The 20,958-nt window shown below is 47.9% G+C and carries 18 protein-coding genes; 9 read left to right on the forward strand and 9 right to left on the reverse strand.

The genetic code is table 11. The annotated features are described in order from the left end of the window. The first annotated feature begins 146 nt into the window (after positions 1 to 146). Positions 147 to 1,331, forward strand: a complete 1,185-nt coding sequence (locus tag HQ865_RS20690; RefSeq protein WP_173416731.1) for an alginate lyase family protein — start codon at positions 147 to 149, stop codon at positions 1,329 to 1,331. Positions 1,332 to 1,540: 209 nt separating this feature from the next. Here the strand turns inward: HQ865_RS20690 and HQ865_RS20695 are convergent, their stop codons facing one another. After that, entirely contained in the window at positions 1,541 to 4,525 is a 2,985-nt protein-coding gene (locus HQ865_RS20695) for a glycoside hydrolase domain-containing protein (protein ID WP_237073507.1), read from the reverse strand. A gap of 435 nt (positions 4,526 to 4,960) precedes the next feature. On the opposite strand from HQ865_RS20695, the gene HQ865_RS20700 reads away from it, so the two are divergent. From HQ865_RS20700 to HQ865_RS20725, 6 genes are all read left to right on the forward strand, one after another. After that, on the forward strand, positions 4,961 to 6,271 hold the full coding sequence (locus HQ865_RS20700; RefSeq protein WP_202020410.1) for an MFS transporter: 1,311 nt from the start codon (positions 4,961 to 4,963) through the stop codon (positions 6,269 to 6,271). 234 nt (positions 6,272 to 6,505) lie between these two features. Next, the gene (locus HQ865_RS20705; protein ID WP_173416732.1) at positions 6,506 to 7,954 is read left to right on the forward strand and encodes a sulfatase; all 1,449 of its coding nucleotides are present in this window, start codon (positions 6,506 to 6,508) and stop codon (positions 7,952 to 7,954) included. A gap of 445 nt (positions 7,955 to 8,399) precedes the next feature. After that, entirely contained in the window at positions 8,400 to 8,981 is a 582-nt protein-coding gene (locus HQ865_RS20710; RefSeq protein WP_173416733.1) for an HD domain-containing protein, read from the forward strand. Positions 8,982 to 8,990: 9 nt separating this feature from the next. Continuing rightward, on the forward strand, positions 8,991 to 9,860 hold the full coding sequence (locus tag HQ865_RS20715) for a YitT family protein (RefSeq protein ID WP_173416734.1): 870 nt from the start codon (positions 8,991 to 8,993) through the stop codon (positions 9,858 to 9,860). Between the two features lie 307 nt (positions 9,861 to 10,167). Beyond that, on the forward strand, positions 10,168 to 11,307 hold the full coding sequence (bshA, locus tag HQ865_RS20720) for an N-acetyl-alpha-D-glucosaminyl L-malate synthase BshA (RefSeq protein WP_173416735.1): 1,140 nt from the start codon (positions 10,168 to 10,170) through the stop codon (positions 11,305 to 11,307). Between the two features lie 53 nt (positions 11,308 to 11,360). Beyond that, on the forward strand, positions 11,361 to 11,816 hold the full coding sequence (locus tag HQ865_RS20725; protein WP_173416736.1) for a nuclear transport factor 2 family protein: 456 nt from the start codon (positions 11,361 to 11,363) through the stop codon (positions 11,814 to 11,816). A 5-nt stretch (positions 11,817 to 11,821) separates the two neighbouring features. On the opposite strand, the gene HQ865_RS20730 is transcribed toward HQ865_RS20725, so the two are convergent. Genes HQ865_RS20730 through HQ865_RS20740 form a run of 3 tightly spaced genes read right to left on the reverse strand, consistent with a single transcriptional unit; the run spans position 11,822 to position 14,153 of the window. Next, positions 11,822 to 12,349: a Uma2 family endonuclease gene (locus tag HQ865_RS20730; RefSeq protein WP_173416737.1), complete on the reverse strand. Its 528-nt coding sequence runs from the start codon at positions 12,347 to 12,349 to the stop codon at positions 11,822 to 11,824. 29 nt (positions 12,350 to 12,378) lie between these two features. Further along, complete coding sequence (locus tag HQ865_RS20735) at positions 12,379 to 13,098, reverse strand: LytR/AlgR family response regulator transcription factor (protein ID WP_173416738.1); 720 nt, start codon at positions 13,096 to 13,098, stop codon at positions 12,379 to 12,381. Beyond that, complete coding sequence (locus tag HQ865_RS20740) at positions 13,095 to 14,153, reverse strand: sensor histidine kinase (RefSeq protein ID WP_173416739.1); 1,059 nt, start codon at positions 14,151 to 14,153, stop codon at positions 13,095 to 13,097. The genes HQ865_RS20735 and HQ865_RS20740 overlap by 4 nt, the downstream gene beginning before the upstream one ends. Positions 14,154 to 14,344: 191 nt before the next feature. Between HQ865_RS20740 and HQ865_RS20745 the strand changes: the two genes are divergently transcribed. Beyond that, positions 14,345 to 15,400 carry a DUF4932 domain-containing protein gene (locus tag HQ865_RS20745; protein ID WP_173416740.1) on the forward strand — a complete coding sequence of 352 codons (1,056 nt, stop codon included), beginning with the start codon at positions 14,345 to 14,347 and terminating at the stop codon, positions 15,398 to 15,400. 2 nt (positions 15,401 to 15,402) lie between these two features. On the opposite strand, the gene HQ865_RS20750 is transcribed toward HQ865_RS20745, so the two are convergent. The 5 genes from HQ865_RS20750 to HQ865_RS20770 form a co-directional block, all read right to left on the reverse strand. Next, positions 15,403 to 15,951 (reverse strand): NUDIX hydrolase, encoded by a 549-nt coding sequence (locus tag HQ865_RS20750; protein ID WP_173416741.1) that lies wholly within the window; start codon positions 15,949 to 15,951, stop codon positions 15,403 to 15,405. A 5-nt stretch (positions 15,952 to 15,956) separates the two neighbouring features. Beyond that, a complete protein-coding gene (locus HQ865_RS20755) occupies positions 15,957 to 16,514 on the reverse strand; it encodes a hypothetical protein (RefSeq protein ID WP_173416742.1) in 558 nt (185 codons plus the stop codon). Positions 16,515 to 16,539: 25 nt separating this feature from the next. After that, positions 16,540 to 17,346: a TPM domain-containing protein gene (locus tag HQ865_RS20760; protein ID WP_173416743.1), complete on the reverse strand. Its 807-nt coding sequence runs from the start codon at positions 17,344 to 17,346 to the stop codon at positions 16,540 to 16,542. A gap of 8 nt (positions 17,347 to 17,354) precedes the next feature. After that, positions 17,355 to 17,792 (reverse strand): TPM domain-containing protein, encoded by a 438-nt coding sequence (locus HQ865_RS20765; protein WP_173416744.1) that lies wholly within the window; start codon positions 17,790 to 17,792, stop codon positions 17,355 to 17,357. Between the two features lie 125 nt (positions 17,793 to 17,917). Beyond that, positions 17,918 to 18,496 carry a LemA family protein gene (locus HQ865_RS20770; RefSeq protein WP_173416745.1) on the reverse strand — a complete coding sequence of 193 codons (579 nt, stop codon included), beginning with the start codon at positions 18,494 to 18,496 and terminating at the stop codon, positions 17,918 to 17,920. Positions 18,497 to 18,663: 167 nt separating this feature from the next. Here HQ865_RS20770 and HQ865_RS20775 point away from each other — a divergent pair, with 167 nt between their 5' ends. Beyond that, positions 18,664 to 20,946, forward strand: a complete 2,283-nt coding sequence (locus HQ865_RS20775) for a GH92 family glycosyl hydrolase (RefSeq protein WP_173416746.1) — start codon at positions 18,664 to 18,666, stop codon at positions 20,944 to 20,946. Positions 20,947 to 20,958: the final 12 nt, after the last annotated feature.

The following is a 20,958-nucleotide window of genomic DNA, read 5'->3' on the forward strand; positions in this document are numbered from 1 at the left end:
TGCTATTAATCAATCAATTACAATACATTTGCTTCCGAACGGCCTGTTCATACAACCAATTTTAATAAACAATTATGTACCGCTCCACTGCCTTTAGCCGGGTAACGTGTGCTAAATTTTTATTAACTAATAACTAAAACAACACCATGAGAAAACACCAATTGACCTATGGTCTGTTCGGTATGCTGGCGCTATTGTTTGCCGGTGTACTGTTCAGCAAATGCACTAAAAAGGCCGACGTCGCTCAAGCCGATCAAACGGTAAAAGAAAGTTCATCGGGGCTTAAAACACAGGCGCTAACCTTTGTCCATCCCGGCATCCTGAATACCCAGGCCAGCCTCACCTACATTGCCGCCGCGGTGAACAACAATACCGACCCTGACCGTGTAGCCGCCTACAACCTGGTTACCGCCTATTGCGACAGCCACAGCCCCAGCAACGCCTACCAGGCCACGGTTGATGTAGCATCAAGCGCGGGCACGCCGGATGAGACCGCCTTTAAGGGCGACGCGCTACTATCCTACGCGCTGGCCCTGCGCTGGGCTAAAACCGGTAATGCCAGCTATGCCAACACCGTAAAGCAAATTTTAGATGGCTGGGCTAATGCCTTCCAGCAAATTGTAGTGGGTGGCGCCAACCCCAACCCTAAACAGGGCAGTTTAGAGGCATCGTGGGCCGCGCCAACTTTTTGTGCAGCTGCCGAAATTATCAAGTATTTCCACCTGCCCAGTGGAGCTACCGCCGGCTGGACCACCGCCGAGGATAACCAGTTTAAAAGCTTCCTGAACAAGCTGAAGGATAACTATATCAACGTAACTCCCAGCTACAACAACAACTGGAATGTTTCGGCCGGATATGCCAAGATGGCTATCGGTATTTTTGAAGACAGCGAGGCGGTTTACAACAGCGGCTTATCCATTGTGCAAAGCATGCTGCCACTGGTTATTGCTTCGGATGGTTCGATGAATGGCGAAGTTTGCGGTTCGCATAACGATTATGTGCACTTCCAGTACTCACTTACCGGGTTTAGCTACGCGGCTAACCTGGCGGTAATTCAGTTCGGCGATCAGTCGATCTACAACGGCAGCAGCTCGCGCTTACTTACCGGCTACAAGTATCAGTACAAGCTGATCCAGGGCACCGTTTCACCACCATGCTCGCCAAGCGGCAGTCCATCGGGTACGATATGGCCGGGCATCGAGATAGCCGACCGCCACTACCATACCACCGAAACCAATTACGTACGCAACCTGCACGATCCTTATGGTTTGCCTGGCGGCGATGTGGGTTTCCTGGGCTGGACATCGTATACGCACCATAATGTGCCGTGAGAAAGGTAGCTTAGCCGATAGAGAAGAGCGCGGGAAAGTGCGATTCCCTCCCACAGGGAGGGTGGAGGGAGGTGTTTGTACGATACGATATTGTGGCTAAACCCCTCCCTGCCACAACACAATCCACCGCGCCCCTCCCATGGGAGGGAACTAAAAATCCAAAGCGTCCGCATGCCAGGCATGCGGACGCTTTTATGAAACTCGACCAATTACTGTAACACCAGCAACCAGCCCTTTCCCTTTTGCACCGGTATCTCATCGCCAACGGCAAACGTTTGTGCCGGTTGGAAGTTCTTAATAGCCGGTGCTGATATTTTTGCTTTGGATGGATCGATGCCTAAGGCTTTCCAGTCGATATTGAGTTTTACTTTGGTATCCGCGTCCGCCCAGCTGGCTATAGCTACCATGGCTTTACCGGCCTTTTTGTAAACGGTGGCCAATACTTTGGCATCGCTGGTTTTTACCGGGTTGTTATCTACCCAGTAGCCTATCATTTTGGTGCCCTGCATGCCAAAGTTATCCCAGGCTTTCCATATCGGGCGCGGATCGGCATTATCGCTCCAGGGCATCCGGTTGGTCATGCCAAATATCATTCCACGCCAAGGGTTGCCGCCGCCTTGCAGCATCTCACCCATCAGGCCGAAAGGGATGCCCGATACTTCAGTCAGGAAGAAATCGGCGCCGTTCTTTTCGTAATCAAAATATTCGCCAAACCACAGGCGGTTCAGGTACGGGAAGTGCTCCATATACAGATTGGCGCTATTGTTAAAGCCATCGCTTTTGTTGTACTGGTTGGCCGAGTGCAGATCGATGATGCCCGGGTGCCCATCCTGTGTCAACACGCGTTTAATGCGTTTCATGGTGATGCGGTCGAAGGCCACATCATCCAGGTAGATCCCATCAATGCCCACATTTTGCACCAACCAGTTCATGCCCTCCACATAATAGTTATGCCAGCGGCTCATGCCGCTGTTCACAATAGCGGCATCTTTAATTTCGGGCACGTACCAGGCGGCAATGTAATCGTTACCCAAGTGCTCCTGCAGCCACGAGTAGCCCCCGCCCTTACCGGCCGAGTAGATCTCGTGTCCCAGGCTGCGCATCGGGAAAGTCTCGTAGGCGCTGTTGCTCAGTTCACGTACGGTATTGTAGATCTTCACCTTTAAACCCAAACGGTGCGCGGAATCGATATACTTCTTCATCGCATCGTGCGCTATAAATGGATAATTGATATACGGGTTGATAGGCGTAGCATGATGGATATTCACCACCGTAGCGCCGGTTTTTTTGATGGTATCGGGCTTATTATATTTATGATAAAAGCGCGTAGCCCATTGAAAGTCGGTGTTAATGGTATGGAACGGCGTGATCAGCAGTGTAAAATTATAATATAGCACATCGCCCTTTTTCATAGTCCGTGAACCGGTATAGGTTTCCGACAACATGGTGCTACCCTTAATAGTAACCGTCATGCCGCCCTTACCGTCGTTCCCCCACGATTTTGGCAGTACCAGCGGTTTTTGCAGGTAAAAGTTGGTGTTCAGCGGACGCACATAATTCTCGTCGCGCAGACTGTATTGCAGGCCGGCGTTCACTTCGCCTATCCACGCGCCATCCTGGTTCTTAGTGGCTACATCCCATTTCCACTTCACGGTGTCAGGCCGCAGGCCACCTTTTTGGCCCAGGCCCATCAGGTATTTAGATGAGTTTTTATCAAAAGGAATATGGAATTTGGTATCATCCAAATCAACGTCTTTCAGAGCGGTCAGTTTTACGGTATAATTCATATAGCCATCAAACTCTATCGATCCGCTTACGTCCATCTGTAGCAGGTCAGATGTGTTTTGGGCGGTCCATTTCACCGTACCCGGCGTTTTTTCGGTAAATGTTACGCCAGCATTCTTAAACGCAATGTCCTTATGCGTAGCCGTATTAACAATGTGGAAGTGGATATTCTCGCCCAGCACATTCTTAGGCGTAGTGGTCATTTCCGTCATCTCGGGCGTGAAGAAGGTTTGGATTTTATCGGGGAAGCCACTATTGGCCAGGATCACCCTGCGGCCCAGCAGGTTGATGGTTTTATCATCTACTTTTAATGGTGTATAGGGTTTAATGACATCGTTTTGTTGCGCCAGTGTAGAGTTGAGCCAGATGAGGCGGGTTTGCAGCTGCGGATTGTTCACGCCGCCCTTTACAGCCAGTTGGTTTTTTACTTGTAGCGATACTTTCACAGTAGTTGCCGCAGCGTTATCGGCTTTAACGGTTACTGTACCACTGTAGTTCCCGGCAGGGGTTTGGGGCGAAATATTTACCAAACACCAAAGCGCCTGCACATCGCCCCTGGCAACGTTCACGGTATTTTTAAACGATGTACCATCGTAGCGGGTACCATCGGTATTTAAACAACTCATAGCCGATGGAGGAATGGCGTGGCCTTTACCATCATTCAGCGGATTAAACGTTACCACCACATTTTGCAGCTCTTTTTGCAGCGGGTATAAACCTAACTGGAAGCTGTAGTTTTCGCCACGCAGGGCTGCGCCGGTAAAGTTTTTGGCGATGCCTTTCTGGATCCAGCGCTGCGGCAGATCGTGCAGCATTTTTACGGGATGCTCCCGGTCTTCGGTAAACAGCAGGTAATCCTTGCCGGTGTTGGCTGTAGCTAATTTTTGAACCTCGGTATTTGTAGCGATCACCTCCATCGGGTAAAAACTGTTCATGGCGTTAACCGATTCCAGGTACAGCAGGGTTGCATTGCTCGATTTCGCGGTTTTACCCAGCCACTCATCCGATGCGGTATTTTGCATTTTACTGTAAACCGCGTTGGGGTAGTTGGAGCGGTCCTTAACCTTATAAGGCATATAATAAATATAGTATTTACCCACACCGGAAGTCGGCTCGAAATAAACCGTTCCGCTTTCGCGGGATATATTTTCGGTTTTTACATTCAGGATGCGCTTGTTGGTTTTGGCATCAATTACGATTACCGCCTTGTCGGTAGGATCATCCCTGCGCCGCCATTGGATTACGGCCTTAGCTGCCGGCCCGGCCACCGCCACATTTACCACCGCGCGATGATTGCCCAGCGAATCAGGGTTCCAGGTATTATGTCCAGATACATATTTAACCTGCGCCGCGGCATGCATCGGCAGGAATAAACAAACGCAAAAAATTAATTGTAAAAAACGCCTCATGGTAAATTAAATTAGCGGTGTAGCCACCGATATCGTATTGGTTAATGATGTTGCCAAACATAATCATTATGACAACCCGGCGAAAGGTTTTTTTAAAACAAGCTGTTACTAAGACACAAAAAAGGCCGGAACAACTCTCGCAGTGTTACCGGCCAATACATCTACCTATGAAAAACAGCCCCTTGGAAGGGCGATAAGTATAATTCCAAATCCGTGCCAGTTAAACAAAACAGGCAAACAGAAGCAGAAAAGTAGATTTTTTGCCGAATAATTAATTTACCATGGGATTTACTTCCACACTGCGTGGATTTTTTAACCCATTATTGGGATGTTTTAACCAATGAGCTATCGCAGCCCAAAAAAACACTGTCCATGTTAAATTCGTGGAGCGACTCTTATCGCGGTGTATCGATTATTCAGTATAATATGATATGTTTGAAGAATACAATTCCATCAACCGAAATGACCGCTACCAATACCCCCGCCAATTCCGTTAGGCGCATCCTTACCGCCAGCCTTATCGGCACCACTATCGAGTTTTTTGATTTTTATATTTACGCCACCGCGGCGGTACTGGTGTTCCCCAAATTGTTTTTCCCTGCAGGCGATGCTACTACAGCCACACTGCAATCGCTGGCTACCTTCGCACTGGCATTTTTCGCAAGGCCATTGGGCGCTGCCTTGTTCGGGCACTTTGGCGACCGGAAGGGCCGCAAAGCCACACTGGTTGCCGCGCTGATGACCATGGGGCCATCGACCGTAGCCATCGGTTTGCTGCCAGGTTATCAAAGCATCGGGATCTGGGCGCCAATCCTGCTGGCCATCTTCCGCTTTGGGCAGGGTTTAGGTTTGGGCGGCGAATGGGGCGGCGCGGTACTGCTGGCTACCGAGAATGCTCCGCCAAATAAAAAGGCATGGTACGGCATGTTCCCGCAGTTGGGCGCGCCCATAGGCTTCCTGTTTTCCAGCGGTATCTTTTTCCTGCTAAGCAAATGGCTTACCGACGCGCAGTTCATCAGCTTTGGCTGGCGTATCCCTTTTATTGCCAGCGCGCTGCTGGTTTGGGTAGGTTTATACGTTCGCTTAAAAATTACCGAAACGCCGGACTTTGTGAAGATAGTGGAGAATAACACCCGTGTAAAGGTGCCGGTGATGGATGTATTTGTGAAACATACCAAAGCCATTGTACTGGGTACGGTTGCTACCATCACCACCTTTTTGCTGTTTTATTTAATGACGGTATTTACACTGAGTTGGGGTACGGCAAACCTGCATTACTCGCGCAGCAGCTTCCTGGTGGCGCAAATGATATCGGTATTGTTCTTCGGTTTCGGCATCCCTATTTCGGCGGTACTGGCCGATAAATACGGTCGCGCCAAAATGCTGATGCTGGCCACGGCGGGCATTTTCTTGTTTGGCTTGTTCTTCTCGCCGCTGTTCAACACCGGCAGTTGGGCCATTACCGTCGGATTTTTAGTGCTGGGAATGTTCCTGATGGGCTTAACCTACGGACCGATCGGTACGGCACTGGCCGGCATCTTCCCCGCATCGGTGAGGTATACCGGCGCATCGCTGGCGTTTACACTTGCGGGGATACTGGGCGCATCGTTAACACCGGCACTGGCCACCAAACTGGCTACCAGTTATGGGTTGGCTTATGTAGGCTATTACCTGTCGTTCGCGGCGGCGCTTACGTTTTTGGCGCTGTGGTTGGCGAGGGAGGCGATGCAGAAGGGTGGCGAATAGGAAAGGTTTCAGCAGAGCACAGGCAACGTGCGATTCCCTCCCATCGGGAGGGTGGAGGGAGGGGTTTCATCGCGATACATATTGCAGAAACCCCTCCCTGCCACAACACATGCCAACCACACACCCCTCCCAGGGGAGGGAACTATCGCTATACCGACTCCAACATGATTGTACAGGATAGTTATCCCCGCCATCCTTCCTAACTTCATGTAAATAAACCAATAAAACCATTTCATGAAAAAAGCGGCATCTTTCCTAATGCTATTGCTGGCTGTAACGGTATTTGCGGCAGTAGCGCAGCAAGGTAAAAAGAAGTATAACGTCCTGTTTCTCATCTCCGACGATCTGCGGCCCGAGATCAGTTGTTACGATGTGGGCGGCATTAAAACACCCAATATCGATAAGATAGCCGCCCGCGCCCTGCGTTTTGATAACGCCTATGCGCAATACCCGGTTTGCAACTGCTCGCGCAGTTCGCTGCTGACCGGACGTTACCCTACGCAAACCGGGGTGATGGATAATAACACGTACTTCCGCCGCCTGCACCCGGATTGGGTTACGCTGCCGCAATATTTTATGAACAATGGCTACGTTACCCTGCGCAGCGGCAAAATATTTCACGGCGGGATAGACGATATGGTATCCTGGACCGAAGGCGGCGAACCCACTAACCCTGCCATTACCGAGCGTGGCAATAATGCCCGCCCGGCCAGGAATAATGCCAACCCACGCCCTGTACCCATTGAAACGGATGGTAATGGTTCCGCATCGGCAAATTCATCTTCCGACAGGATCATCGTTTTGGATGGCGATGGCGAAACCCATGGCGATTATCATACCGCCACCCGCGCTATCGATATGATGAACCGTTATAAGGATAAACCTTTTTTCCTGGCCGTGGGGTTTGTGAAGCCACACAGTCCGCCGACCGCGCCTAAGAAGTTTTTTGACCTGTACGATCTGAACAAGATCCCGCTGCCGGTGGATTATGCCCCGGTACCTAAAGCACCGGACGGCCTGCCGCCCATCTCCATAGCCCCCGTAAACAGCGATCTGTTCATCGGCCGCGCATCAACCCCCGAAACCGCCCGTGAAATGAAGCGCGCCTACTGGGCATCCACCAGCTTTATGGATGCGCAATTGGGCCGTGTGATGGATGCGCTGAAGCAGAACAAACTGGAAGATAATACCATCGTGGTCTTCTTCGGTGACCATGGCTATCACCTGGGCGAAAAGGGTAAATGGAGCAAAGGCTATTCGCTGTACGAGATCGGTCTGCGGGTACCTTTACTGATCGCTATACCCGGCGCCAAACAAAAGGCAACTAAACAGGTAGTACAATTACTTGACCTGTACCCCACCCTTGCCGAACTATGCGGCCTGCCCAAACCACCGGACCAGGAGGGCCATTCGTTGACGCAGATCCTAAAAAAACCAACCACCAAACGCGACATCCCATCGTACGCCGTGGTTGATTATCATGGTAAAACCGGTAAATCGGTACGTACCCAGCGCTGGCATTATGCCGAGTGGGAAGAGGGAGCCGACGGCATGATGCTGTTCGATCACCCCAAAGATTCGCTGGAGTTGAAGAATTTGGCTAACGATCCGGCTTATGCCGGTACAGTACAGGAGATGAAGGCTTTGCTGAAAAGGATGCCGGATACAAGGGTGAAGAAGTAAGGGCTTTTATTACCCCACTTTGTCATTTCGAAAGAGCGGGGGAGGAATGAGCGTTGGGGCGAAAGAGAAACGATCTCTTGACCGGAGGGAAAAATCTTATACGTGCAGCCGGTCGCACGTATAATTTCTCCTCACATCAAATCACCACCCATCCCACATGCTCGTTCGGCAAACGGTGAAATGTGTCTACACAGTAGCCCCCAGTGGGCAATGTCATTAGGTTAAGATTTTAAGCCCCACCTAAATCCTCCCCAAAGGGGAGGACTTTAAGAATTTTACGCTTGCGCAGCCTAAGTCTCCCCTACCGGGGGAGATTTAGAGGGGGCTTTATTCGGCTGATCATCCTTAACTTAACCCCCGCAAAGGCGAAAGCCGCTTTCTTTTTATGATGTTTTTTAAACTAAAACATTTCAATACCTTAGAATATTAATGCGGAGTGATAGATATGCAATTTGAGCAAGCCGGCAAATACATCATCGATAAGCTGAGTAAAGAACTGCCGGCTCATTTAACCTACCACAGCGTGGAGCATGTGCTGGATGTTTATGCAGCCGCCGAACAAATTGGCAAGTACGAAGGTATTTCAGCCGTCGATATGAAATTGTTGCTCACCGCCGCCTGGTACCACGATTCGGGCTTTTTGAAAGGCGCCAGGGACCACGAAGAGGAATCGTGCCGGATAGCAAAAAAAGCCTTACCGGATTTTGGGTATACTGATGCCGATATCGAAAAAATATGCGGAATGATCATGGCGACGAAAATACCGCAGGCGCCACAAAGCCATTTAGAGGAGATATTAGCCGATGCCGACCTGGATTATCTTGGCCGTAGCGATTTCTTTTCCATCGGCGATAAATTGTATAACGAACTTTCGGCATTCGGCATAGTGCATAACGCTGATGAATGGAACCAACTCCAGGTTCGCTTCCTTGAAAACCATCATTACTTTACAAAATCGGCCATTACATCGCGGCAGCAAAAAAAAGAAGAACATTTGCAACAGGTAAAGGCAAAACTAAAATCATAAATTTACGGCATGAATGGCATACATTTACCACGCTGGCTAACCGATACACTTTATGCAACCATTGGCATCCTTTTTTGCGGCTTCGCGCTAAAGGGGTTTTTAGTTCCTAATAGTTTTTTTGATGGTGGCGTAACCGGCATATCGTTGCTGCTGCACGAGCTTTATCACTTTAACATCGCCTTTGTTATTATGCTGGCCAATGTGCCGTTCATTATTATGGGCGCGTACCAACAAGGGCGCACATTTGCTATTAAAACCAGTATCGCGGTACTTGGCCTGGGTTTGTGCCTTTATTTTATCGATTATCCGCAAATCACTTCAGACAAGTTGCTGGTATCTATCTTCGGCGGTGTATTTATGGGGATAGGTGTTGGCCTGGCCATCCGTGGCGGCTGCGCGCTGGATGGTATCGAGGTTTTGGCGCTATACACCGGCAAGCGCGTAAGCTTTACCATCAGCGAAATTATTTTAGGCATCAATATCATCATCTTCCTGATAGCTGCTTTTGAGTTGGGCCTGCCTACCGCCTTGTATTCGATACTGACCTATTACGCCGCCTCGCGCACTATTACTTTTGTTATTGAGGGACTGGAAGAGTATACCGGTGTAACCATCATATCAGGCCAAAGCGAATTGATCAAAGAGAAATTGGTAATGGATCTTGGTCGTGGTATTACCATTTATAAAGGCGAGCGCGGTTTTTTAAAAGACAGCTTTGATGTAAGCCAACCGGTGGATATTGTATTCACTGTAGTTACCCGCTTAGAACTGCGCCGCCTGAACAATATTGTACGCCGTATTGACCCTAAAGCATTTGTATTTACCAGTGTGATAAAAGAAGCCGCCGGCGGTGTTTTGAAGGCAAGGGCCAGGCATTGACCGCGGCCTTAGGAGCAGGGAGATAGCGCGATTCCCTCCCATGGGAGGGTGTAGGGAGGGGTTTCGCCTTCGAAATAATATCTTAGAAACCCCTCCCAGCCACCACACAATCTAACACACCCCTCCCCAAGGAGGGAACTTAAAAAACATGGGCTCCAATCGCTATCCAATTGTAAAAATCCCCTTGTCAGCTACATTTTACAAAAGCCTAACACTTTTACCATTTATTGCAGTTAAACTTGTATTGTAAAGCCGGTTAAGTTTAACAGGGCTTAATGCTGAGATCTTTTTACGATACATCCTTTCAATGAAAATAGGAATTGTTTGTTACCCTACTTTTGGCGGTAGCGGCGTGGTTGCTACCGAACTGGGCAAGGCCCTGGCCGATAATGGCCACCATGTCCATTTTATCACCTACAACCAACCGGCCCGCTTAGATTTTTTTTCGGAAAACCTTTATTACCACGAGGTTGCCGTTAGCAAATATCCGCTGTTTGATTACCCGCCCTACGAGTTGGCCCTGGCCAGCCGCATGGTTGATGTGGTGCGCCACGAGCAGCTTGATGTGTTGCACGTACATTACGCTATCCCGCATGCATCGGCGGCGTTTATGGCCAAACAAATTTTAGCTACCTACGGCATCCATATCCCCGTAATTACTACCTTGCACGGTACCGATATCACCCTGGTGGGTAACGACCGCACTTACAAGCCGGTGGTAACCTTCTCTATCAACCAAAGCGATGGCGTTACCGCCGTATCGCAGCATTTGAAAGACGATACCTACCGCTTTTTCGAAATAGACCGCGATATACAGGTGATCTATAATTTTATCGACCTGAAGCGCTTTAGCCTGAAACCCCGCGACCACTTTAAAAAAGCCATCGCGCCCAACGGCGAGAAAATATTGGTGCATACCTCCAACTTCCGCAGGGTTAAACGCACGCAGGATGTAGTGCGCATGTTCGCCCGGATCAGCGAGGCTATTCCATCAAAACTACTGATGGTTGGCGACGGACAGGAGCGCCCCGAATGCGAGCAGCTTTGCCGCGATTTGGGTGTAGCTGATAACGTCCGCTTTTTAGGCAAGCAGGACGCGGTAGAGGAGATCTTGTCGATATCGGATATGTTCCTGATGCCGTCGGAGTCGGAAAGCTTTGGTTTGGCTGCTTTGGAGGCGATGGCCTGCAAGGTACCGGTGATCAGCAGTAACGTTGGCGGCCTGCCCGAACTGAATATCGATGGACAAACCGGCTTTCTGGCCGATGTTGGCGATATTGAGGGTATGGCGCAAAAGGCCATTTATATTTTAGAGGATGATACCCGCCTGGCTACTTTTAAAGAGAACGCCCTTGCCCGCGCAAAGGAGTTTGACCTGGCCCTGATACTACCACAATATGAAAACTACTATCGCAGGATAATTGAAGAGAGCAAGGCAAAGTTGTGAAATATGATCCGATTTAATTAAATTGGATCATATTTCATTACTTAAACAGAGCCATGAAAAACCTCATCGTAAGCTTACTGATCCTGGTATTCAGTGTACCCGCCTTTTGCCAAACCGACGAAGCAGGCATTAAACAAACCGTAATCTCATTTTTTGATGGTATGCGTAAGGCTGATACCGCCATGATGCGGTCGGCCATAGCTAAGGACGTGGTTTTGCAAAGCGTAGCTAATAAAAAAGATGGCACCACCGCTTTAGTAACCGAAAGCATGACCGATTTTATGGCCACCGTAGCTAAACCACATAAGGATGTTTATGATGAGCGCATCACCTTTAACGATATCCGCATTGATGCCGATTTGGCCATGGTTTGGGCACCGTATAAGTTTTACGTGGGCCAGACCTTTAGTCATTGTGGTGTGGATGTTTTCCAACTGATGAAAACCGATCGAGGCTGGAAAATTATTTACATTGTAGATACCCGCCGCAAGGATAAGTGCGTGGAGTAGCAGGGTTAAAAGTTAACCCGTAAATCCAGTTGTTTAATGTTTAGCTGACCGATCGGCTGGCTTTCCTGTAGTTGGTAAATGCCATCAACAAGCAGGTAATGCAGAACCGTTTTGGTTTCCGGATTTATAATGAAGTATTCGGGGATGGCGTTACGCTGGTATAAATTTAGCTTAGTTTCCTTATCAAAGGCAATATTGCTTGAAAGTATCTCAATTACAAAATCAGGACTTCCCACTATCCCTTTTTTTACAACAATTGATTCGCGTTCGGCTTTTACAAAAAGGAAGTCTGGTTGAACCACGCTTGCCCCATTATCAAGGTAAACATCATAAGGGGCTGCAAAAACTTCTCCTAATGAGTTGTCACTAACAAAAATATCCAGCCTGGAGGATAATTTCATTGATATACGCTGATCCTCGGTTGTAGGTGATGGCGACATATATAAGGCATTATCAATTACTTCGCATAATGTCCCTTCAGGCAGCATTTCAAATACGTCCATCGCAGTACGGGGTATATCTGGTATATTCATGATGATCTAATATACGGATTGATAATTAATTACCCCTTATCCACCAACCTATAAAACCCCTCCCGGTAACTATCGCCCACTGGTATTACCTCAGCACCGATACTAATACGCCCCCGCTCAATAGAACTGATATGCCGCAACGCTACAATGAACGACTTATGTACCCGGGCAAACTCTTTTGCGGGCAGTTGCTCTTCTATCTTCTTCAGCGTTTGTAGGCTTAGTACTTTCCCACTACCAGTGCTGATGGCGATGTAGTTCTGCAACCCTTCGATGAACAGGATCTCCTTCAGGTCGATCTTTTGTATACGGTGCTCGGTTTTTACAAACAGGTATTCGGGGGACTGGTCTGTTGGTTTTATATCCGTGGCTATTGCTTGCAGCCCGGGTGAAATAGCCTGTAGGGCCTTTTCGGCGGCGCGATAGAACCGCTCGAACGAGATGGGTTTTAACAGGTAATCTACCACATCGTGCTCATAGCCATCCAGTGCATATTCGGCGTAGGCGGTGGTAAGGATGATCTTGCATTGCCTGCCCGCTATTTTGATGAATTGCAGGCCGGTCAACTCCGGCATTTGGATATCAAGAAAAACCAGGTCGATGTTTTGCCCGCGCACTATTTGCAAGCCCTCGATGGGGTTAGTAGTAGTGCTTACCAATTGCAGAAAGGGAATCTTGCCCGCATAATTGGCCAGGATATCAATCGCCAGGGGCTTGTCGTCAATAATGAGGCAACGCAGGGGCTTCATGTTAGCTGTAATTCTAAATTAACGGTATAAAATTCGGCATCTTCGTTTATCGCTAAATTATGCTTGCCGGGATACATCAGCAATAAGCGGCGACGGACATTATTAAGGCCAATTCCGCCGGTTTTATCCTTTTGGTCGTTATTCTTTTTATTACTGATGGTAAATTGCAACCTGTCGTTAGTGGCCTGCAGATGCATCTTCACCGGGTTGGCTGCATCGGTTAATACACCATGCTTAAACGCGTTTTCAACAAAGGCGATGAACAGCAGGGTGGCTATCTTTTGATTGCCAACGTACCCTTCAACCGTAAAATCAATATAAGCATTCCCTTTGGCGCTGATGCGTTGCAGTTCGATCACATTTTCAAGATACTTAATTTCACTTTGCAGCAGCATAAAATCGTCCTTACCCTCGCGCAGCATGTAACGTAATATTTCCGATAGCTTCAGCAAAGCCACCGGCGCCTGGTCCGACCGCTGGTAGGTGAGCGAATAAATATCGTTAATACTGTTAAACAAAAAATGCGGATTGATCTGCGAACGCAGGAAAGTCAGTTCAGCCGCGGCTTGCTCCTTTTGTAGTTCCTGTTCCAGTTGTTTGGTGCGGTACCAGTTTTCGGCAAAAAAATAGATAATGCCGTAGATAAAATACGCCGGGAAATAGTAGTAAAATATGTTACTGATGTAGTATTCGGCGGTTACCGGCCGGCCCCGGTAGTTATCAAAACCCAATACCGGTTTAAAGAACCAAAACTCAACAATGTAGCGCCAGCAGATTAGCGCCAATAGTATCAGTACAATGTATAGTACCGCTTTAAAATAGTTGCGCTTAACAAATAGTTGGGGCGCCACAAACAGGTAATTGCTGTAGAAGCACAGCGCGGTGATGCTGCAAAAGCCCACCTCGCACAAAAGATATTTAATAAACAGGCCAAAGCTATGAGGCAGATCTTTAAACGAATGGAAGGCATTGTGCTGAAAGATGGGCACAGTATGGTTAAGGATGAGCAATATCCACACTGCCACATGTATCCATATGATATACTTTCGCTTCATTGTTTAAATATAGTGCAGCTTTTTCTTTCGATGGTTACAAATACATCAACAGGCAAATTTTAATGACGAACGGGCAAATACCCACATAACCGGCAATCCGGGTTTTCATCAATAAATATCGGGGGTTGGTCAATCGCGCTTGGTGTTAACCGGCAGGACGCGCAGTTTAGCATCATCAAAAAATTATCCCAATGAAAAAACTACTATTGATCTGCCTAACAGCCCTGCTGCCCCTAAGCGGCATTTGCCAGGATAAACTGAAAATAACCGTACACCCCGGTGTAGAATTGTTTACCATTATCCAGATACTGGCCGATAAATATCCGCAACCCAACCCATCGGCTTATACTAAGGAAGCCATAGCCTATTTCGGGAAGTATAAAGACCACCCGGCCGTGAAGAAGGTAGCATCGTTTGATAAAACCTATACCGACCTGGTTGAGCTGGGTTGGTGCATGAGCGATTTCCCCAACATTAAAATATACGAACCTGCCGACCTAAGCTGGTATAAATACTACGGCAAGGAAAACACGCTGGAATACATCAGGCTGTGCCACGATTTTTTTAACGACACTCATTTTTGGGATTTTTTTCAGCAGCATCAACAGCGCTACAATAAATGGGGCGACGACCTGAAAGCCAAGGTAGATTCGGATAAGTTGGTGGATAAGCTGGAAGATTTTTACAAATATCATTCGGATGTGAAATGGTATGTATGTATCGACCCGCTGAACAGTTGGGGTTCGCATGCTATTATGACTAAAACGATCAACCCGCAATTTGCCGATTGGGTGGTTTACAATACCGGCTTTTTCAAGCGTGATGGATCAAAAGATGTTGATCCTGTATTTGAGTTTAAGGGCTTCGAGAACCTGGTATGGCACGAAGGCAGCCACATTTACCTGAATGGCCTCTTCGCTAAGTACAAAAACGAGATAGATGCTTTAAGCTACCTGTTTAACAAGGAAGACGAGGGTATGCAGCGCAACAATATCAGCAACTGGACCTATTGTTTGAACGAGAACATGGTGCGTTCCATAGTCGGCGCACTATACAAAAAGTATCGCACCGACCGCCAGTTTAAGCGCCAGGTAGCCCGCGAAACCGCCAGCGATTTTATTTACGTAGCCGACCTGGAGCCGTTCATCTACGATAAGTACCTCAACTCGCACAAGTACAAATCGTTTGATGAATTTTTCCCGGAGATCTTAAAATTCCTGAAGAAAACCTATCCTGCAAAAGATTAGGCTTACAACTGGCCCAGTTTTCCTAAAGCGTAAAATAGCCCGGCGCAATGCAATGCCTGGGCTATTTTATTTTCGGTCAGCAATTGCCTTACTTCGGCAATGGTATATTCTTCTACCACAATTTCCTCGTGCTCGTCCAGGCTTTGGCCTTGTACTTTTTTGCCGCCTTTAGCCAGGTAGCAATAGGTTTGGTTACTGGCAGTTGACGGATTAGCGTATATGGTAGCTATCAGCTCTATATCATCAAATTGGTAGCCGGTTTCTTCCAGTAGTTCGCGGCGCATGGCGTGGGCGGGTTCCTCGTCGCTGTCTATCACACCACCGGGTATCTCTAAGGATACAATCCCGGCCGCGTGGCGATATTGGCGCACCATTAGTACCTTTCCCTCTTCGGTTATTGCCACGGCGTTTACCCAGTTAGGATATTCCAGCACATAATATTTGTCAACAATCCGGCCATCAGGCATTTCGCATTTATCGTAACGTAGCGTAGCCCAGGGACCTTTGTGTACATATTCAGAATGGAGGGTTTTCCATTTTAAGTCGCTCATATAAGTTATTCGTGTTGTATTTGTGAATTAATTAAAACAGCTGTAAATATCATCTGCCATAATGGGAAAATAGCTAAAATGCCCCAAAAAGCCAAATTAGCTAATGACAGTTCTGATGATCCGATCTTGTGCGGGTAAGTATCATAAATATAGCAGCATATTGCCGGGGTAACAGCAGTAAGTATGCCTGAAAAGATGCAGTTCATATACATTTTTAATACATGCACTCGTTTTCGCATCATTAGGTGATAAAAAACAGACAAGAGGCCAGCACCCATAGCGCTGAAAACGATTATTTTTAACGGGGTAATATCGATCCCAGTAGCTATAACTCCTAAAAAACAAAGGATGTAGACAATTGCAGAAACCATTACAAACAATCCCGGATTCTCTGGGATTGAAAGCTGTTTCCCTACTGCAATGCCGTAAACAATACCTGGCGCAAACAATAAATAGTACGCCATTAATCCACCTGCATCTATTACTCGTAGTATTAAGCAAATTACTATTACTGATATCCCTGAAAAAAAAGAATTTCTAATAGCTTTTTGTTTAATACTCATTTGTCGTCATGTTGTATTATGACAATTACCAACTACCGCTCGAGCCCCCCCCCCCGAAGCTGCCGCCGCCAAAACTACCGCCACTGCCGCCGCTCCAGCCACCACCGCTATCGCCACCGCCAGAGAATCCGCCCCAACCGCCGCCACGACTGCCGCCGCCTAAGGCCTGCCCGGCCAGGAACCACCAGAATGGGCTGGCGCTGCCACGGCGACCGATGATCTGCCCGCCGCCGCCACCACCACGCCTGCGGAAGATGGCAATGATAATTACAATAACTATAATGATGATAAAGCCTATTGGCCCGCCGTTATCGCCCTTGCCCCGGCTTTGGCGCTTGCTGGCTTCGGGCTTGTATTCGCCTTTGGTGTATTTAATAATATCGTCAACAGCAGCGTCAAGTCCTCCATAATAATCACCTGCTTTAAAGCGGGGTTTCATATCGTGCTGAATAATGCTTTGGGTAATCGCATCGGGCAGGGCACCTTCTACGCCATAACCGGTTTGGATAGACATTTTACGGTCGGCCATGGCTACCAATATCAATACCCCGGTGTTTTTATCTTTATTACCGATACCCCATTTACGGCCTAACAAAGCGCCATACTGGTTAATATCATAGCCGCCGGTCGACTTCATGATCACCGCTGCTATTTTAATAGCCGAAGTATCGTTATGCGTAAACAGCTTTTGCTCCAATTGTTGCTGCTGTTCAGCAGAAAGGGTATTGGTATAATCGGTTACAAGTGTTTTAGATTTTTCAGGAAATTCCTGTGCAAAGGCCAGGCTTGTGCAAAGCACCATTACCCAGCAAAATATCAGTTTCTTTAACATGGCAGGGGTTAATTTTCGCTATCCATAAAAGCAATATCATCGGGCAGTTCGTTGGTATCGCCGGCCAGGTGCGGAAAATATTTTTTTAGCTGTTGCCCGGCCATCGTAACGCCAAGGGCAATACCCTCTACCAATTTACCGTATTTAAACTGCTCCAGCATGGCATCTTTAGTAGTATCCCAAAAATCGGCAGAAACTACTTTATTGATACCGGCATCACCAATAATGGCAAACTTCCGGTCGACGGTAGCCAGGTAGATCAGTACGCCGTTACGCAGGCGCGTTTTATCCATATCCAATTTGTGGAAGTAGTTGGCAGCACGGTCAAGCACTTCTTCGTTGCAGTTTTTTTCAATACAAACCCTTATCTCGCCCGAAGTATTTTTCTCGGCGTCTTCCACCGCGCGGCGTATCAGGGTTTGTTCTTCTTCGGTAAATACAGCCATTTTTTATCAGGATATAGCAGATATATTGAAAAAATGACCTCACCGGCCCTGGAGGACCACACCGATATCGCTCTCAAAAAATCAGTGTGATCGCAACCCGGCCGGTGAGATCTTGAAGTATTGTTTTAGAATTGCACCTTCGGCGCTTTATCTGCACCCGCTTCAGCTGCAAAATAACCTTTTTCGCTGAAACCAAACATTTTGGCAGTTAAATTGGCAGGGAACGAGCGTATCTTACCGTTATACTCCTGCACAGCGTCGTTAAAATCTTTACGGGCAATACCTATCCTGTTTTCGGTTCCTTCTAATTGGGCTTGTAAGGTGTTAAACGCTTCGTTCGATTTTAAGTTTGGATAATTTTCTGAAGCTACCATTAAACGGCCCAGTGCCGTGCTCAACTGTCCCTGCGCGGCCTGGAATTTCTGGATGGTCTCCGGCGTAAGTTTGGTTGGGTCAACCTGTATAGATGTTGCCTTGGCGCGGGCCTCGGTAACATCAGTTAATGTTTTTTGCTCAAAATTGGCCTGGCCCTTTACGGTAGCCACCAGGTTAGGGATCAGGTCGGCACGGCGCTGGTATTGCGTTTGCACCTCGCCCCATTTGCTTTTTACGTTCTCGTCCATCTTAACCATACTGTTATAACTGCACGAGTTTAATGACATCGCTACCGCTATGCCTATAATTGCTGAAAGGAATCTTTTCATTTTTTGCATGTGTTGTTTCGTTAGGTTAGATGTCAAATGCCATACCGATGTTACAAACGTAAATTTTTAATGACATAATGGCAAGTTAGATATTTTGTTTGGATAATGGATGAATAAGTATTGAACACTATATTTGGCATGTTAACTATTTAACTGCATCTCGTCTGATGAAAAAATCATTCCTGTTTTTATTAAGCTGTATTTCACTAAGTGCCGGTGCCCAAAACCTGGTGCAATATGTAAAACCCATTATCGGCACCCAGCGCATGGGCCACGTTTACCCGGGCGCTACCGTCCCATACGGCATGGTGCAATTGAGCCCCGAAACCGATACCCCAAGCTACGAACTGAACGGCCGCTACAATCCCGATGTGTATAAATATTGCGCGGGCTACCAGTATGATGATAAAACCATTGTAGGCTTTAGCCATACCCATTTTAGCGGTACAGGCCATTCCGACCTGGGCGACTTCCTGATCATGCCATCTGTTGGCACTTTAAAACTGAATCCCGGCACGGCCGATAAACCCGGCAGCGGGTATCGCTCGGCTTTCTCACACGCTAACGAGGTAAGCGAGGCCAACTACTACAAAGTAAAGCTGGACGACCCGAATATCCTGGCCGAAATGACCACCACGCCGCGTGTAGGTTTTCACCAGTATACTTTCCCCAAGTCAGATCAGGCGCATATCATCCTCGATCTGATGGCAGGTATCTATAACTATCCCGATAAGAACCTGTGGACCTATGTGCGCATGATAAACGACAGCACCATTGCAGGTTACCGCCTTACCAATGGCTGGGCACGCACCCGCACGCTGTATTTTGCCATGACCTTCAATAAGAAATTCTTACAGATGGGTTACCGCAAGTACGATAAGCGCGAAGTGTACGGAGGTTTTTGGGGACAATTTGCCCGGGTGAAGAATTTTCCTGAGTTAGCAGGCCGTCAGTTGCGCCTGTTCTTCGACTTTAAGACCGAGGCCAACGAGAAGATCAAGATCAAATTCGCGCTATCGCCGGTAAGTATGGATGGCGCCATCGCCAACATGAAAGCCGAACTGCCGGGCTGGGACTTTGAAAAGGTAAAAGCCGACGGACAGGCCGCCTGGGAAAAAGAGCTGCACAAAATTGTGATCAAAAGCGATAGCAAGGATGAGATGGTAGATTTTTATACGTCGATGTACCACGCCATGATCAACCCTACCATTTATATGGATGTGGATGGCAGCTACCGCGGATTGGACCAGAACAATCACAAGGCCGATGGTTTTACCAACTATACCACTTTCTCGTTATGGGATACCCACCGCGCTTTGCATCCGCTGTTTAATATTATAGACCCTAAACGTAATGCAGATATGGTGCGCAGTATGCTGGCCCATTACGATCAAAGCCCCGAGCATATGCTGCCGGTATGGTCAAACTCGGCCAACGAAAACTGGTGTATGAGCGGTTACCACAGCGTATCGGTTATTGCCGATGCCATTGTTAAAGGTAACGCAGATGGCATTGATGCTAACCACGCTTTAGAAGCTTGCGTAGCCACTGCCCGCCACCGCGATTATGCCGGTATTGGTTATTATATGGACATGGGCTATATCCCCGATGAGCGTAACGGCAACTCGGTATCATCTACCCAGGAGTATGCTTATGATGACTGGTGCATTGCCCAATTAGCTAAAAAGCTGGGTAAGAATGATATTTACGAGGAGTTTTACAAACGATCGCAAAACTACAAAAACGTGTTCGACCCGGTATCAGGCTTTATGCACCCTAAACTGGCCGATGGCACCTTCTGTAAAAAGTTTGATCCGTTTACTACCCTGGGTATGGGCTTTATTGAAGGTAACGCCTGGAACTATACGCTGTATGTTCCGCACGATCCGGCCTCGCTGATCAAACTGATGGGCGGCAACAAGCATTTCATTACTTATGTTGATAGCCTTTTCAGCTACGACCTGCCCGATAAATACTTCGCCGAGACCGAGGACATTACCCGCGACGGCATTATCGGCAATTATGTGCACGGCAATGAACCATCGCACCACGTGGCCTACCTGTACGACTGGACCGACAAGCCATGGAAGGCCCAGGAAAAGATCCGTATGATATTGAAGCGCATGTACAAACCAACCCCCGATGGCCTTGGCGGCAACGACGATACCGGCCAGATGAGCGCCTGGTACATTTTCAGCACGCTGGGTTTTTACCCGGTAGCGCCCGGGTCAGACCAATACGCAATTGGCAGCCCGGCCATCAACAACGCGGTGATCAACCTGCAAAATGGCAAAATTTTTACAGTTGATGTAAAGAACCAAAGCGATAAGAACGTATTCATCCAAAAAATCACACTGAACGGAAAGGTGTTGACCACGCCGTTTTTAACCCATGCCGATATTATGAATGGCGGCAGCATCACTTTTGAGATGGGGGCGAAGCATAAGTAGCGAATGTGCAGA

This window comes from Mucilaginibacter mali, from assembly GCF_013283875.1.
In the GTDB taxonomy this organism is placed as follows: Bacteria; Bacteroidota; Bacteroidia; order Sphingobacteriales; family Sphingobacteriaceae; genus Mucilaginibacter; species Mucilaginibacter mali.